We start from the raw sequence: 14,912 nt of genomic DNA, 5'->3' as shown, positions 1-14,912 counted from the left end.
CGCGGGGCGCTCCAGTGTCAGGTGCGGGGCAGCTCGGCGGGACCGGTGGGCACATTGATCGGCACGGGCCCGGCCGGGCTGGGCACCGTCCATTGCACCGCGCCGGCCTCGTGCACCAGCTTGTCGATGAAGCCGAGCTTTGCGATCACCTCCGGGGTAAGGACGAAGGGATAGGCGTCGTGTTGGCCGACGGCGCGGTTGAGGTTGTTCATCAGCGACGCGAGGGGGATCCAGTTCTCGATCAGCTCGTCGATGTTCGAATTGCCGTAGGGATCGTAGTCGAGGCGGGCCGTGAGTTCGCCAGCCTGGTCGACGTCGGGCCGGAGATTGACGCCGAACGAGGCCGCCATCTCGGTGGTATCGACCAGGTGCAGGTAGTGGGCGAAGGTCTCGGCGAAATCCTCCCAGGGGTGCGAGGTGGCGTAGGCGGAAATGTAGTGCTGCTGCCAGTCAGCGGGTGCGCCGTTGGCGTAGTGCGCTTGCAGCGCCGCCTCGTACTCGGCGGTCTCGTCGCCGAACAGGCTGTGGAACTCGTCGTGCGCAGGGCGCCCGGCAACCAGCACGTCCCAGTAGTAGTGGCCAATCTCGTGCCGGAAATGGCCGAGCAGGGTGCGGTAGGGCTCGTTGAACTGGGTGCGGCGATATTCTCGGGCGGCATCGTCGGCCTCTTTCAGGGCCACGGTGATGACACCGCTATCGTGGCCGGTGAGCACCGGGGAGCGCGAGATTTCCTCGTTGAGGAACTGGAAGCTCAGGCCGTGGATTGGGTCCTCGTTGCGGGTGGCGAGCGGCAGATGCAGCCGCAGCAGCGAATAGATCAGCCGCTTCTTGGCGCGTTCGATGACCTGCCAGCGCCTCAGGTCGACCGGGTTCTGGATGTCGGGGATCATGGCGTTGTGGCGGCAGGCGAGGCAGAAGGGATCAGCGCCCGGGGCGTGCAGGAGCAACCAGTTGCAGGCGCCATGCGCGGCGTTGGCGCAGTAGACGAACGAGCGATTGAAGAAGGCCGGCGCCATCCAGATGCCGGGGCCGCCATCGAGCGAGAACAGGTTGTTGGTGAGCGGACCATAGCCGAGCGACCGCCCACAGCGCTCGCAGCGGGTATTCTCGAAGTAGAGCAGGTGACCGCAATGGTCGCAGCGGAAGAGCTTCATTGGGGCTCACGAGTGACGCGGGACCAGAATGCTCGCCGGCGCGCGGCGGTTCCGCCCGCCATCCCGGAAAATTAACGGCGGCGCGGCATCATTCGCCGAGTTTATCGGGACATCCTGAACGCGATGCGTACGCGACTGGCAGAATTGCCGCAACCGTTGGCCTATGTCGTGCTTGGGCTGACGCTGGCTGCCATCGTATTGCTGCTGGTGGTGGCGATGGGGCGGGCGCCGCTGATTCCGGCTGACGCGGGGGGCGTGCCGGCGCCTGAGGGCGATCTGGTCAGCTATCAGCGGATCATCGAGCGGATGCGCGGCGGGGCGGACTACTACACGGCTGCTCATCAAGTGCTGGTGGCCGACGGCTATGGCACGCGCTCGGTGTTCAACTGGCGGATGCCCGCCTGGCCGATGCTGCTGGCCGCGCTGCCGGCGGGCTGGGGGCAGGGGATGTTGGCGGCGCTGGCGTTGTGCGGCGTGCTGATGGTCTATCGCATGATGCGCGAGGACGGTGGCGTGGTGGCGGCGCTGCTCGCGACCGTCGCTGTGGCCGGTAGTCTCGGTGGGATTGCGGCGCCGTCGAGCGTGGTGTTTGCGGAGGTAGCAGCGGGGACGCTGATCCTCGTGTCGGTTGCGGCATACGGGAACGGCTGGCGAGTGATCGGGCTGGTTGCGGGGCTGCTGGCGCTATTTCTCAGGGAGTTGGTGGCGCCCTATGTTGTGGTCTGCATCGTGCTGGCGCTCCGCGAGAAGCGCTGGGGCGAGCTGTGGATCTGGGCCGTCGGCCTGGTCGCCTACGCCGCCTATTTCGGTTGGCACTGGTGGATGGTGAGCCAGCAGCTAGGGCCGATGGACAAGGCTTATGGGGAGGGCTGGCTGCAGTTTGGCGGTCTGGGGTTCATCCTCGCGACCGCTGGGTTCAACGGGCTGTGGAGCCTTGGCCCGCTCTGGCTCGCAGCGGTATTCCTGCCGCTTGGACTGCTGGGCCTGTGGGCCTGGCCGAAGGGCACGCTGGCGCTGGCGACGGTGGTGGCGTTCGTCGTGCTGTTCGCCGCTGTGGGTAAGCCGTTCAACTACTACTGGGGCGCCCTTTACACGCCTGCGCTGATGCTGGGCATGGGGTGGGCGATCCTCGGCGCGTGGGAGGCTGTGCGGTCGCGGGTGTGATGCCCTGGCAGATCAGATGCTCCCGATTGTCTTCAACCTTACCCGCGGATGCACTTCGTTCTGGCTCATCACCACGGTCTGCGGGCGGAAGCGTTCGATGATGGCGCGCACGTGGGGGCGGATGCCAGGGCTGGTGATCAGCACCGGGATTTCGCCCATCTGGGCGGCGTTCTCGAAGCCCTGCTGGATGCCGATGATGAACTGCTGCAGGCGGGACGGGGCCATTGCGAGGTGGCGGTCGTTGCCGTCGCCGACCAGCGCCTCGGCGAAGTCGCGTTCCCACTGCGGCGAGAGCGTGAGGAGTGGCAGGTTGCCGTCGGGGCCGAGATTGGCAGCGCAGAGCTGGCGGGCGAGGCGGGAGCGGACGTGCTCGGCAATGGTCTGGGCGGTACGGCCCGGGCCGGCGATCTCGGCGATACCTTCGAGAATGGTCGGCAGGTCGCGGATCGAGATGCGCTCGATGAGCAGGGTTTGCAGTACGCGCTGGACGCCGGAGACCGAGATCTGGCTGGGGATGATGTCCTCGACCAGCTTCTGCTGGTCTTTGGTGAGGCCGGCGAGCAGCGACTGGACGTTGGCGTAGCTGAGGAGGTCCGAGACGTTGGCCTTCAGCACCTCGGTGAGGTGGGTGGAGATCACGGTCGAGGGATCGATGATCGAGTAGCCGCGGAGTTCCGCCTCGTCGCGCAGCGCCGGCTCGATCCAGGTGGCGGGCAGGCCGAAGGTCGGCTCGGTGGTGTGGACGCCGGGCAGGTTGATCTCCTTGCCCATGGGGTCCATCACCATCAACTGGTGCGCGAAGATCTGGCCACGGCCGGCGTCGACCTCCTTGATCTTGACGCGATAGTCGTTCGGCTCGAGCTGCATGTTATCGAGGATGCGGACCGGCGGCATGATGAAGCCGAGTTCGGTCGCGAGCTGGCGGCGCAGCGCCTTGATCTGCTCGGTGAGCCGGTCGGTGCCGGTGTCGTCTTCCTTGACCAGTGACAGAAGACCATAGCCAAGCTCCAGCTTCAGCTCGTCGATCTTGAGGCTGTCCGAGATCGGCGCTTCCGAGGCGATCGGGTTGGCCTGGGCGTGCTCCATGGCGGCTTCGACGATGGCGCGGTCGGCAGTGGCGGCGTGCTTCTTGCCCGACTTGAAGGCCAGCCAGCCGCAGCCACCGGCGAGGGCGAGGAAAGGGATAATCGGCATGCCCGGCAGCAAAGCCAGAGCGCCAATGACGGCGGCCGACATGCCGAGTGCCTTGGGGTAGCCAGTGAACTGCTTCACCAGCGCCTTGTCGGCGGAGCCGGCGACGCCGGCCTTGGAAACGAGCAGGCCCGCGGCGGTGGAAACGATCAGCGCCGGGATCTGCGAGACGAGGCCGTCGCCGACGGTGAGCAGAGTGTAGTTGTTGCCGGCTTCCTGGAAGGTCAGCCCTTCCTGCAGCATGCCGATGACCATGCCGGCGATGATGTTGATGAAGGTGATGAGGAGGCCCGCGATGGCGTCGCCGCGCACGAACTTCGAGGCACCATCCATGTTGCCGAAGAAGGCGCTTTCGGCTTCGAGGTTCTCGCGGCGCTTCCTGGCCGTGGTTTCGTCGATCAGGCCGGCCGACAGATCGGCGTCGATGGCCATCTGCTTGCCCGGCATGGCGTCGAGGTTGAAGCGCGCCGCGACTTCAGCGATGCGGCCCGAGCCCTTGGTGATGACGATGAAGTTGACGATGATCAGGATGGCGAAGACGACGACGCCGATGACAAAGTTGCCCCGCATGACGAAGTTGCCGAACGCCTCGATGACATGACCGGCAGCGTCGGTGCCGTTGTGGCCTTCGGCGAGGATCAGGCGGGTGGTGGCGAGGTTGAGCGCCAGCCGCAACATGGCGGCGATCAGCAGCACCGTTGGAAACGACGAGAACTCGAGCGGCGTCTGGATGAACAGCGCCGTCATCAGGATCAGCACCGAGAAGACGATCGAGATGGCGAGCAAGCCATCGAGCAGCAGCGGCGGCAGCGGCACGATGAGGACGACGATGATCCCCATGATGCCGATGGCGAGCCCGATATCGGACGTGCCGAGCGCCTTCCAGAGGCCCTGGATCGAAAAGGTCGGAAGCTTCAGGCCGGAGGGGCCGGGGGCAGAGAGATCAGCCACGAGGGGATCCTGAAGTCAGAGCGCTAGGAGTGGAGTAGTCGTCGATCACGCCGCCGAGTTCCGCTGCTCGCCGGGAGCGGCGATGGCGATGCCTTCGTCGGCATACTGGTTGAGCTTGTTGCGAAGCGTGCGGATCGAGATGCCCAATATGTTGGCGGCGTGGGTGCGGTTGCCGAGCACGTGGTCGAGCGTGTCGAGGATCAGGTCGCGCTCGACGTCGGCGACGGTGCGGCCGACCATGGTGCGCGAGATGTTCTCGGCGGTTTGCGCTGCCTGGCCGGCGAGCGACGCCATCGCGACGACTTCGCTGAGGCCGGTGCCGTCGGGCATCGAGATCGCGTCCGGGCCGATGATTTCGCCGCCCGAGAGCAGCACGGCGCGGTGCAGGGTGTTCTCGAGTTCGCGGACGTTGCCGGGCCAGGGGGCGCGGAGCAGGGCTTCGCGGGCATCGGCGGAAAGGACGCGCCGGCCCAGGCCGTTGGCCTTGGCGTATTTGTCGACGAAGTGATCGCTGAGAGCTGCAGTGTCGCCGGGACGTTCGCGCAGTGAAGGGAGCTTGAGGTTCACCACGTTGAGCCGGAACAGCAGGTCCTCGCGGAAGCTGCCTTCCTTCACCGCTTCATTGAGGTTGCGGTTCGAGGTGGCGATGATGCGGATATCGACCGGCACCGGCTTGGTGCCGCCGACGCGGTCGATCAGCCGTTCCTGGATGGCGCGGAGAAGCTTGGCTTGGAGCCGCACGTCCATTTCGCTGATTTCGTCGAGCAGCAGCGTGCCGCCGGTGGCTTCCTCGAACTTGCCGATGCGGCGCGCGATGGCCCCGGTGAAGGCGCCCTTCTCGTGGCCGAACAGTTCGGATTCAAGCAGCGCCTCGGGGATGGCGGCGCAGTTGATCGAGATGAACGGGCGGCTCGCTCGCTTCGAGCGCGAGTGGAGGTACTTGGCCATCACCTCCTTGCCGGTGCCGCTCTCACCGGTGATCAGCACCGAGGCGTCGGAGCCGGCGACCTGGTCGGCGAGCTTGACGACGCGGGCCATGGCCGGGTCGCGGTAGAGGAAGTCGGAGGACTCGCGGGCAACGGCGGCGATGACGGCGGCGATCAGCTCGGCGTCGGGCGGCAGTGGGATGTATTCCTTGGCGCCGGCGCGGATGGCGCTGACGGCGGCGGCGGCGTTGCTCTCGGTGCCGCAGGCGACCACCGGGATGACGATGCGTTCGGCATCGAGCCCGGCGATCAGCCCGGCAATGTCCATCATCACATCGACCAGCAGCAGATCGGCGCCGCGGCCGGCACGGAGCGAAGCGAGCGCGATCTCGATCGAGGGGGCGTGGGCAACCTTGGCGCCGCCGTCCATGGCGAGCTTGGTAGCGGTGGTGAGCTGGCCTTCGAGGGCGCCGACGATAAGAAGCCGCATGATCAGGCCGCCTTGATGATTTCGGTCATAGTGACGCCGAGACGGTTCTCGACGAGGACGATTTCGCCGCGCGCGACGAGGCGGTCGTTGACGTAGATTTCGACGGCTTCGCCGACCTGGCGGTCGAGCTCGACGACGGTGCCCACGTCCATCTTGAGGAGGCTCGCCACCGGCACCTTGGCGCGGCCGAGCACCACCGAGATGCGGACGGGGACGTCGAACACGGCCTCGAGGTCGGCGGCGGTCTTTTCGCCGGGCGGGGTGTGGCCCTCGCGACCGGGAGCAGTCATTTCCTCGAAGGTGACGCCGGTATCGCCGGTGCTCATTGCTCGGACTCCTCAATTCGTATGCCGCGGGCGGCAAAGTATTCGGCGATGCGGGCGTCGATTTCGGCGCTCAGCTTGCGGATATCGCGGACCACGCCGCCATCGGCCCACTCGATGCGGGCGTCGCCGATGGCGATGTCGGGGTCGCCGAGGACGACGAGGCGGCCAGTGAAGCCGGAGGTGGTCATCTTGGCGGTGGCGATATCGCGCACGGCTTCGGCCAGCGCCGGATCGCAACGGATGACGAGGTGCGGCACGCCATCGAGCGTCGCCATGCACTCGGCTACCAACTGCTCGATTTCGACGGTGGGTTCGCGGGCGATCAGGCCACCGGCGAGCTTGCGGGCGATCGACAGCGAGAGCTCGACGCCCTCGGCGATGGTCTGCTTGCGCGCGTCGTCGATGCTGGCCGCCATCGCGGCGACACGAACGGCCAGCGACTCGGCGGCGGCGGCCTCGGCCTTCGCGGCCTTGGCCACGGCGGTGCGTTCGCCCTCGGCGAGGCCAGCCTCGCGCGCTTCGCGGCGGGCTTCCTCGAGCAGCGCGGCCATCGCCGTCTCGGTGACCAGCGAATTGCGCTCCTGGCGGCGGCCGAGGTCGAGGTCGAAGGTGAATTTGGCGGGGGTGGCGCTCATCAGCCGATCATCTCTTCATCGGCCTTGCCCTTGGTGATGATGATCTCGCCCTTGGCGGCGAGGTCCTTGGCGGTGGCGACCATGCGGCCCTGAGCCTCGTCGACGTCCTTCAGGCGGACCGGGCCCATGGCCTCCATGTCGTCCTTCAGCATCTTGCCGGCGCGGGCCGACATGTTGGCGAAGAACACCTCCTTGACGGTGTCGTTGGCGCCCTTCAGCGCCAGCCCGAGTTCCTTCTTGTCCATCTTCTGGACCAGCGTCTGGATCGCCGAGGCTTCCAGCCGCGCCAGGTCCTCGAAGGTGAACATCAGCGCCTTGATGCGGTCGGCGCCGTCGCGATCGCGCTCTTCCAGAGTGGTGATGAAGCGCGCTTCGGTCTGGCGGTCGAAGGAGTTGAAGATCTCGGCCATCTGCTCGTGGCTATCGCGACGCTTGGTGTGGCTGAGGGTCGACATGAACTCGGTGCGGAGCGTCGTCTCGATCTTTTCGAGGATCTCCTTCTGCACCGGGTCGAGCGACAGCATGCGCTGCACCACTTCCATCGCCAGCTCCTCGGGCAGGGAGCCGAGGACCTTGCCGGCATGGTCCGTGGCGATCTTCGAAAGCACAACGGCGATGGTCTGCGGGTACTCGTTCTTCAGGTAGCTGGCGAGCACGTCTTCCTGAACGTTCGACAGCTTCTCCCACATGTTGCGGCCGGCAGGACCGCGGATCTCTTCCATGATCGAGTCGACGCGATCCTGCGACAGGAAGCTCAGCAGCAGGCGCTCGGTGGTGTCGGAGTTGCCGGCGATGGTGCCGTTGGATGAGACGCGGGTGACGAATTCGACCAGCAGCGAATCCAGCATGTCCTGGGTGATGGGCCCCAGCTTCACCATGGCGCGCGACAGCTGGCGGATTTCCATCTCGTCCAGCTCTTCGAGGATCGGCTTGCCGAAATCGGGACCAAGCGCCAGCAACAGCACGGCGGCCTTCTCGTCGCCCGAAAGGGCGCGCTGGCTGGCATCGGCACCGATGACCAGCTGCTTGTTCATCACCTGGTCGGTGGTCTGGGCGATTGCAGCGGCGGCGGCCATCTACAGGGTCCTCATGTGGCGCTCGCCAGCCAGTCGCGCACGATCAGCGCGGCCTGCTTGGGGTTTTCATCGACCAACTGGCCCACCGTCTTCAGGGTCTGGGCCTGGCTCTCGCCCATCGACTTGGCGTTGTTCATCCAGGCGGGGACGCGCGGTGGCTTCCTCGGCTCTTCCTCTTCGGTGTACTCGCCGTTGAGGTTGGGGAGGGTCGAGACGATGGCGTTGTTGCCGAAATTGCCAGGGCCGGTGCCGGGATGCCCGCCGAGTTCGGCGCTAGCGGGGAGCGCCAGGGTCTTGGGCTCCGGCGCCAGCACGCGCTTCAGCAGCGGGCGGAGGACGAAGAACACCAGCGCCAGGGCGATCAGCAGGGTGACCGCCATTTCGGCGCCGTTCATCAGGTCGTCGCGGGTGAAATCGAGCAGGCCGGGCTCGCTGGTGCCGGTCGCGGCCAGCTCTGGGCGATCGGCGAACTGCAGGTTCGCGACCTGCACCTGGTCGCCGCGGGCGTCGGAGAAGCCGACGGCGGATTTCACCAGCGCGGTGATCTGGTCGATCTCGGCCTGGGCGCGCGGGGTGTAGACCGAGTTGCCGTTGGCGTCGGCGACGTAGGTGCCATCGACCACCACGGCGATCGACAGCCGCTTGATGCCGCCGGCTTCGGTGAGCGCAGTTTCGGTGACCTTGGAGATTTCGAAGTTGGTGGTCTCTTCGGTGGTCGAGCCCTGCTCCATGGTCGACGTGCCGCTGCCGGTATTGGCCGAGGCGCCGGGCAGTTCGTTGGAGACGCTGACCTGGCCGCTGTCGCCACCCTGGGCGGAGTTGGCGAGGTCGCGGGTCTGGGTGGAGCGGACGACCTGGCTGTTCGGGTCGAACGTCTCGGAGGTCTTGCTCAGCCGGTTGAGGTCGAGTTCGGCCGAGACCTGAACGCGGGCGCGCCCCGAGCCGACGATGTTGGCGAGCAGGTCTTCGACCCGGCCGCGCAGGCGATTCTCGACGTTGAGGGTGCGCTCCTCGGTTTCGCCGGCAATGACGTCCTCGGGGCCGTTGCCGGCGCCGGAGGCGAGGAGCCGCCCGGTGTCGTCGACGACCGAGACGCGGGCCGGGGTCAGGCCCTCGATGGCGGAAGCGGCGAGATGCTGGATGGCGCGGATTTCGCCGGCCGAGAGTTCGCCGCGGACGGACAGGACGATCGAGGCGGTGGGATCCTTCTGCTCTCGGCTGAACAGCGCGCGCTCGGGCAAGACGAGGTGGACGCGGGCGCTCTTGATGCGGGCGAGCGAGGAGATGGTGCGGGCGAGTTCGCCTTCGAGCGCGCGGACATTGTTGATGTTCTGGACGAAGCTGGTGGCGCCCAACGTCGACTGCTGGTCGAAGATCTCGTAGCCGACCTGACCCTTGTTGGGCAGGCCATCCTGCGCCAGCGACATACGGATTTGGGTGATCTGGTCGCGCGGCACCAGTATGGTGTCGCCTTCGCCGCGGATTTCGTAATTGACGTTCTGGGTCTGGAGTTCGGTGACGATGGCCGCCGAATCCTCGAACGAGAGGCCGGAGTAGAGCGGCGCCAGTGGAGGCGTCGAGGCGCGCATGATGAGGAACGCGAAGAACCCCAGCATGAGTACGGCTATGACGGCCATGGCGGCGACGCGCGCCAAACCGAGGCGGTTGAAGAACTGCAGCAACCCGTCCACGCGGACTGTACCCTTGTCTATTCGAGGGTGCGCGCGAACGCACCGAGCCCATGGGCAAAAATTACCTAGTGGATGGTAAACAAGTCATTAACCGGCCGTTGCAGAATGCAAAAACAGGCAACGATTGCCGAGTGAGGGTTAAGGAGAGGTGAGTATGGGAAGTTTGCGTATCCTGGGTCGGGTAACCTCGATCAACGTCCGCAAGGTGAGATGGACGGCCGACCTGATCGGCATCGAGTACGAAACCGAGGTCTGGGGCCTGCCCGACCGCGACCCGAAGGTGCCGGAGTTCCTGGCGCTCAACCCCAACGCGCAGGTGCCAGTGATCGTCGATGACGGGTTCGTCCTGTGGGAGAGCAACGCCATCATGCGCTATCTCGCCGAGTCGCGGCGGAGCGGGCTGTGGCCGGTGATGCCGCGTGAGCGGGCGCTGGTCGACCAGTGGCTGACCTGGCAGGTGGCGGAGCTCAACGCGCAGTGGGGCTACGCCGTCTACGCGCTGATGCGCAAGAACCCGGCCTACACCGACGAAAAGCGCATCGCCGATTCCATCCGCAACTGGTCGGGGAAGATGCAGATGCTCGAGGCCCGGCTCGTCGAAGGCGGCGGCTTTGCCGCCAATGGCCGCCTGAGCATTGCCGATATCGGGCTGGCCGTATCGAGCCATCGCTGGTTCTCGACCCCATTCGACCGCCCGGAACTGCCGGCCGTGCGCGAGCACTACGAGCGGCTGAAGGCCACCCCGGAAGGCCAGAAGTACATGGGGGAGGGGACGCCGTAGCAGCGGACCTCGGAGGGACACGGGCATGGGCCGGCTGAGGATTCTCGGGCGCGTCACGTCGAGCAACGTGCGCAAGGTCTTGTGGACTGCCGACCTGATCGGGCTCGACTACGAGCACGAGGTCTGGGGGCAGCCGCATCGCGATCCCAAGGTGCCGGAATTCCTAGCGCTCAACCCCAATGGGACAGTGCCGGTGATCGTCGATGACGGGTTCGTGCTGTGGGAGAGCAACCCCATCATGCGCTATCTCGCCAACACGAGGCGGAGCGCGCTGTGGCCGGTGGATGGCCGGGAGCAGGGGCTGGTCGATCAATGGCTCAGCTGGCAGGCGGAGGAACTGCTGCCGTCCTGGCTCTATGCCGTCACCGCGCTACTGGGCAAGAACCCGGCCTTCGCGGACCCGGTGCGGATCGCGGAGTCCATATCGGCGTGGTCAGCGAAGATGCGGATGCTCGACGAGCAACTGGGCAAGGGCGGCGGGTTCGTTGCCAATGGACGGCTCAGCCTGGCGGACCTGGCGATGGCGATCTCGGCGCATCGCTGGTTCTCGACGCCGTTCGATCGCCCGGAACTGCCGGCGGTTCGCGAGCACTACGAGCGGCTAAGGGCGACGGCGGAGGGGCGGAAGTACCTAAGCGCGGAGACCCCTTAGCGAGGTCGCGGTGCCCGCCTGAAACGACAAAACCCGCCTCGGCTGCCCGGGCGGGTTGGTCGTCACCACAAGGGAAGGCGTCAGCCTTCGCGGTAGTGCTGGATCCAGGTCGTACGAAGACCGGCGAGGCCATGCTTGTCGATGGCGGCCTGCCAGTTGAGGAACTCGTCGACAGAGAGGGTATAACGCTGGCAGGCTTCCTCAAGGCTCAAGAGGCCACCGCGAACTGCGGCGACAACTTCGGCCTTGCGGCGGATAACCCAACGACGAGTGTCTTTGGGGGGCAAGTCCGCAATCGTCAGCGGACTTCCATCCGGGCCGATCACGTACTTTACACGCGGACGCATTTGGACGGTCATTGTACTCACTTACTCAACCTGACCACATCCCGAACCGTAGCCCATCGCACTTAAAATTCGGCTAAGGCATTACTTAAAATGCGTTAAAAGCCGGGGCTCTCGGGGTGTCGGGTCATTAACATCTCAACAGCTAGTCGCGACCGATTCCGGCGACAAGGCTTGGTCGCAAGTTGCATGGAATGTGACTTGATTTGTCGCTATCGGCGGCATGAAAGGGGGCCTCGTCATGGCCAAGGACTTCCCCGCGCTCAACGCGCACCAGCGTGATTTCATCTCGCGCCAGCACTTCTTCTTCACCGCCAGTGCGGCGGCCGGCACGCGCATCAACATCTCGCCGCGCTCGACCGACATGTTCCGCGTGATGGGCGACAACAGTGCTTGCTACCTCGATCGCACGGGCAGCGGTAACGAGACCGCTGCGCATCTCAAGGCGGATGGGCGGATGACCATCATGTTCTGCGCCGTCGAGGGCCCGCCGCTGATCCTGAGGCTCTACGGCCGCGGCCGCATCATCCCGCGCGGCGGGGAGGAATACGCGGCGCTGCTGCATGAGCAGTTCGCCGACACCGAGCCGCTCGGCGCCCGGCAGATCACCTGGCTCGACTTCGACCTGGTGAAGACCTCATGCGGCTACGGCGTGCCGCTGATGAGCTACGAAGGCGAGCGCGACACCATGGACCGCTGGGCCGAAGCCAAGGGCGTCGACGGGATCGACGCGTATTGGCAGGAAAAGAACATGGTCAGCATCGACGGGTTGCCGACCGGGTTCGGGGAGTAGTTCTCCACCGGTGGGGCTAAACCATTGTGGTTTCGCTTAAGTGGCGTCTGCCGGCAGCGTGACTAGACCGAACTCTCCTCCGTCGTATCCGCATCTGCCGCGGTCTTCGCTCGCACCGAGAGGACGGCCGAAAGGTTGACGCGGGCGCCGCCGACGATCAGCACGGGCTCGGAGCCGGAGAAGTCGATGCCGGTGACTTCGCCGGTCATGTCGGTGGCCACATCGACCAGCTTACCGTTGGAGTCGCGGGCTTCGATCGTGACGGTGTAGGAGCCGTCTTCGCGCTGCTTGCCGTCGTTGCCGATGCCATCCCAGCTGAAGACGCTCTCGCCCTGGTTGACCGTGCCGGCCTTGGTGTAGACCACGTTGCCCTTAGCGTCGCGCACGGTGGCGATGATGTCGGCCTTCGATTTCACCGCGAAGTGCCAGGAGACGGCGCTGTCCACCATTTCGGCCTTGGTGCCCGCGGCAGTGACGATCTTGCCCACATAGCTCACCGCCTGCGAGTTGTTGGCGGTCTGCGTCGAGGTCATCATCGCCTCGAGGAACTCGTTGGTCTTGAGCTGCTGCTCGACGCCGGTGAACTGCACCAGCTGCTGGGTGAAGGCGTTCGTATCGAGCGGATCGAGCGGGTTCTGGTTCTTCAGCTGCGTGGTCAAGAGCTGCAGGAACGTATCGAAGTTCTGCGCGATGGTCTGGCGGGTGCCACTGAGGGCGCTGTTTGACGTTGAACCGACACCGGAAACGGCCATCTGGGCCTCCTACACGAACAGGTTGAGGCCACTGGCCGAAGCCGTGCCGCGATAAGTGGTGGTGGCGGCTTCCGCCGCAGTGCCGTCGCCGCCGGCGAAGCTGTCGCCGCGGCCACTGAAGCCGGGTTGGTCGCCGCGGCTGTCGCCCATGCCGCCCTGCTGGGCGAAGGGGTTCTGGCGCAGCGAGAATTCGAGGTTGGTCTTCGAGCCGTCGAGCCCGGCCTGCTGCAGTGCCTGCTGCAGGGAGCGCTGGTCGCGCTGCAGCAGGTCGAGCGTCTCGGGGCGCTCGACGGTCATGCGGGCGCTGATGGTGCCGGATTTGTCGACATCGAGCCTGACATCGATGCGGCCGAGTTCAGCGGGATCGAGCCGGATCTGGAAGCGGCTGCTGCCAGCCTCGAACTGGCGCACCACCTCGAAGGCGACCTGCGGCAGGTTCACCTGCTGCACCGGCACCTGGTAGGCGGCGTGGATGCTGCGGGCCGCCGCGGCTGCGCCAGCGACGAGAAGCGGAGCCGGGGGGGCAGTGCTGGCGGCGGCGTCCTGTGCGGCGGGTGCAGGTGAGGCTGCGGTGACGGCGGCTGGCTTGGGTTCCGGATCGGCGACGCGCGTCTCGGCGTTCGTGGGGGTGAGCACGACGGAGTGGCGGACACTGCCGGGGTCGCGCGGTGCCGGTGCTTCGGGCGCTTCGAGCTCCGGAGCGGGGGGCGTTTCGGCGCTCGCTTCGGGCTTGGTCGACTTGGCGACGGCCACGGGCACGACAAGCGACGGGGCAATGAAGGGTTGCGGCGCGGGCGCCTTGGGGGCGGCCGGCTTGGGCGCGGCGAGCGCCTCTATGATGCGCGCGATCTCCGGGTCCGCCGCCGCATCGCCGGAGAGTTCGGCGATCAGCTCGGGTGGCACGCTGCCGCTCTTCAGGCTCTTGGCGAGGGTTTCGAGCTTGGCCGCCAGTTCGGGCGATTGCGCCGCGAGCTTGTTGCCAAGGTCGCCGATCAGCTTGCCGAGCTTCGCCAGTGGCGCAGGAACCGCAGTTGGTGCAGCGCCGGCGTCGGCGTCGGCGTTGGCGTCGGGGGCAAGCCCCGGGGCAGAGGCAGCAGTTGCTGCGACGGCCGGCGCCGGCGCCGCAGTGGTTGAGGCGTCCTCGGCTGCTGCGATGACGGCGTCACTGGTCGGGATCGGGACAACGGGTTCGGCGGCGGCGCCTTCCGGCACCGGGGCTTCAGCCGGAATCACAGCGGCGTCGGGTGCGACCGTGGGAGGTGTCTCTATCGCCGGGGTAGCGGGGAGTTCGGGCGCCGCGGTGGGCAGGATGCCTTCGCCGCTGGCGAGCGCGGTGATCTTGGGATCGATCTGCGGGGCCGGCGGCGCGAAGGTGCCGAGGTAGACGGCGACGGCATCGAGCGCGTCGCTGAGCTTGTCTGCCAAGGCCGGGTCGACAGGCTTGCCGGCGTCGAGCGCGTCGTTGATAGCGATCAGCGCGTCGCTGAGTGTCTTCAGCAGGGATTTTCCCTGTGCGGTCTGCATCGGAGGCTGGTCGTTGATGGCGATCAGCGGCGTTACCGTGGCCGTTTCGGGCAGCACGGCCGCCTGGCGCAGGACGGCAGTCTCGGCAAAAGCGGTGGCTGGGGTTTCGCTTTCGGGTGTGGGTTGTGGGCCGAGCAGCGACAGCAGGGCCGCGAACAGGCCGGGCTCGGCGACGTCACCTGCCGGCGCCGCAACCGAAGCGGTGCCTGTCGTCACGATGGACAACGCGGCCGGCGCAAAACCCGATGTAACCGATGCCGTCACAAACGCCTCACGAGACACAATGCTCCGGTGAGAGCGTTGCAAGCGCCGTGCCGGATAGATGAGTTAGCATTTTCAACGTGTTACGATAGATGCGAGTCCAGCATGGGCGGCAAAGCCTGCACGGGGCGGCAATATGTGCCGAGCGGGCCGTCGCTTGCGCCTCACGCCGTTCCCTCTTATACCGCGCCGCATCCGTCG

General features: G+C 66.3%; 14 protein-coding genes. 4 read left to right on the top strand and 10 right to left on the bottom strand.

The genetic code is table 11. The annotated features are described in order from the left end of the window. Nucleotides 1–17 precede the first annotated feature (17 nt). The gene (locus tag AC1DV8_RS07610) at nt 18–1,154 is read right to left on the bottom strand and encodes a zinc-binding metallopeptidase family protein (protein ID WP_477157039.1); all 1,137 of its coding nucleotides are present in this window, start codon (nt 1,152–1,154) and stop codon (nt 18–20) included. 123 nt (nt 1,155–1,277) lie between these two features. On the opposite strand from AC1DV8_RS07610, the gene AC1DV8_RS07605 reads away from it, so the two are divergent. After that, complete coding sequence (locus AC1DV8_RS07605) at nt 1,278–2,318, top strand: hypothetical protein (protein ID WP_477157038.1); 1,041 nt, start codon at nt 1,278–1,280, stop codon at nt 2,316–2,318. Between the two features lie 12 nt (nt 2,319–2,330). Here AC1DV8_RS07605 and flhA read toward each other — a convergent pair whose 3' ends face one another. The 6 genes from flhA to fliF are packed head-to-tail and all read right to left on the bottom strand — an operon-like array spanning nt 2,331 to nt 9,604. Next, nucleotides 2,331–4,460, bottom strand: a complete 2,130-nt coding sequence (flhA, locus tag AC1DV8_RS07600; RefSeq protein WP_477149760.1) for a flagellar biosynthesis protein FlhA — start codon at nt 4,458–4,460, stop codon at nt 2,331–2,333. A 45-nt stretch (nt 4,461–4,505) separates the two neighbouring features. Continuing rightward, entirely contained in the window at nt 4,506–5,876 is a 1,371-nt protein-coding gene (gene flbD, locus AC1DV8_RS07595) for a sigma-54-dependent transcriptional regulator FlbD (RefSeq protein ID WP_477157037.1), read from the bottom strand. A 2-nt stretch (nt 5,877–5,878) separates the two neighbouring features. Further along, nucleotides 5,879–6,166 (bottom strand): flagellar motor switch protein FliN, encoded by a 288-nt coding sequence (gene fliN, locus AC1DV8_RS07590; RefSeq protein ID WP_477150061.1) that lies wholly within the window; start codon nt 6,164–6,166, stop codon nt 5,879–5,881. 32 nt (nt 6,167–6,198) lie between these two features. Then, the gene (locus AC1DV8_RS07585; protein WP_477149758.1) at nt 6,199–6,837 is read right to left on the bottom strand and encodes a FliH/SctL family protein; all 639 of its coding nucleotides are present in this window, start codon (nt 6,835–6,837) and stop codon (nt 6,199–6,201) included. After that, complete coding sequence (fliG, locus tag AC1DV8_RS07580; RefSeq protein WP_477150060.1) at nt 6,837–7,871, bottom strand: flagellar motor switch protein FliG; 1,035 nt, start codon at nt 7,869–7,871, stop codon at nt 6,837–6,839. The genes AC1DV8_RS07585 and fliG overlap by 1 nt, the downstream gene beginning before the upstream one ends. Before the next feature lie 53 nt (nt 7,872–7,924). After that, a complete protein-coding gene (fliF, locus tag AC1DV8_RS07575; RefSeq protein WP_477157036.1) occupies nt 7,925–9,604 on the bottom strand; it encodes a flagellar basal-body MS-ring/collar protein FliF in 1,680 nt (559 codons plus the stop codon). Nucleotides 9,605–9,758: 154 nt separating this feature from the next. Between fliF and AC1DV8_RS07570 the strand changes: the two genes are divergently transcribed. Together AC1DV8_RS07570 and AC1DV8_RS07565 are read left to right on the top strand one after the other, a co-directional pair. Beyond that, complete coding sequence (locus tag AC1DV8_RS07570) at nt 9,759–10,385, top strand: glutathione S-transferase family protein (protein ID WP_477157035.1); 627 nt, start codon at nt 9,759–9,761, stop codon at nt 10,383–10,385. Nucleotides 10,386–10,410: 25 nt separating this feature from the next. Then, nucleotides 10,411–11,037, top strand: a complete 627-nt coding sequence (locus AC1DV8_RS07565) for a glutathione S-transferase family protein (protein WP_477149755.1) — start codon at nt 10,411–10,413, stop codon at nt 11,035–11,037. An 80-nt stretch (nt 11,038–11,117) separates the two neighbouring features. Here the strand turns inward: AC1DV8_RS07565 and sciP are convergent, their stop codons facing one another. Further along, nucleotides 11,118–11,396 (bottom strand): CtrA inhibitor SciP, encoded by a 279-nt coding sequence (gene sciP / locus AC1DV8_RS07560; protein WP_055046067.1) that lies wholly within the window; start codon nt 11,394–11,396, stop codon nt 11,118–11,120. 226 nt (nt 11,397–11,622) lie between these two features. Between sciP and AC1DV8_RS07555 the strand changes: the two genes are divergently transcribed. Then, nucleotides 11,623–12,174, top strand: a complete 552-nt coding sequence (locus AC1DV8_RS07555; RefSeq protein ID WP_477157034.1) for a pyridoxamine 5'-phosphate oxidase family protein — start codon at nt 11,623–11,625, stop codon at nt 12,172–12,174. A 62-nt stretch (nt 12,175–12,236) separates the two neighbouring features. On the opposite strand, the gene AC1DV8_RS07550 is transcribed toward AC1DV8_RS07555, so the two are convergent. Beyond that, on the bottom strand, nt 12,237–12,926 hold the full coding sequence (locus AC1DV8_RS07550; protein WP_477157033.1) for a flagellar hook assembly protein FlgD: 690 nt from the start codon (nt 12,924–12,926) through the stop codon (nt 12,237–12,239). A 9-nt stretch (nt 12,927–12,935) separates the two neighbouring features. Next, a complete protein-coding gene (locus AC1DV8_RS07545; RefSeq protein WP_477157032.1) occupies nt 12,936–14,714 on the bottom strand; it encodes a flagellar hook-length control protein FliK in 1,779 nt (592 codons plus the stop codon). Nucleotides 14,715–14,912 lie beyond the last annotated feature (198 nt).

Source organism: Devosia sp. P3_B2 (assembly GCF_056402875.1).
The sequence above is the reverse complement of the archived record's forward strand: the minus strand, read 5'-3'. Positions and strand labels throughout refer to the sequence as shown.

Coding starts and splice junctions, on each gene's coding strand:
- fliN (WP_477150061.1), bottom strand. CDS start 6,166: ATGACTGCTCCCGGTCGCGAGGGCCACACCCCGCCCGGCGAAAAGACC.
- AC1DV8_RS07605 (WP_477157038.1), top strand. CDS start 1,278: ATGCGTACGCGACTGGCAGAATTGCCGCAACCGTTGGCCTATGTCGTG.
- AC1DV8_RS07585 (WP_477149758.1), bottom strand. CDS start 6,837: ATGAGCGCCACCCCCGCCAAATTCACCTTCGACCTCGACCTCGGCCGC.
- AC1DV8_RS07570 (WP_477157035.1), top strand. CDS start 9,759: ATGGGAAGTTTGCGTATCCTGGGTCGGGTAACCTCGATCAACGTCCGC.
- AC1DV8_RS07565 (WP_477149755.1), top strand. CDS start 10,411: ATGGGCCGGCTGAGGATTCTCGGGCGCGTCACGTCGAGCAACGTGCGC.
- flbD (WP_477157037.1), bottom strand. CDS start 5,876: ATGCGGCTTCTTATCGTCGGCGCCCTCGAAGGCCAGCTCACCACCGCT.
- sciP (WP_055046067.1), bottom strand. CDS start 11,396: ATGACCGTCCAAATGCGTCCGCGTGTAAAGTACGTGATCGGCCCGGAT.
- AC1DV8_RS07610 (WP_477157039.1), bottom strand. CDS start 1,154: ATGAAGCTCTTCCGCTGCGACCATTGCGGTCACCTGCTCTACTTCGAG.
- AC1DV8_RS07550 (WP_477157033.1), bottom strand. CDS start 12,926: ATGGCCGTTTCCGGTGTCGGTTCAACGTCAAACAGCGCCCTCAGTGGC.
- fliG (WP_477150060.1), bottom strand. CDS start 7,871: ATGAACAAGCAGCTGGTCATCGGTGCCGATGCCAGCCAGCGCGCCCTT.
- AC1DV8_RS07555 (WP_477157034.1), top strand. CDS start 11,623: ATGGCCAAGGACTTCCCCGCGCTCAACGCGCACCAGCGTGATTTCATC.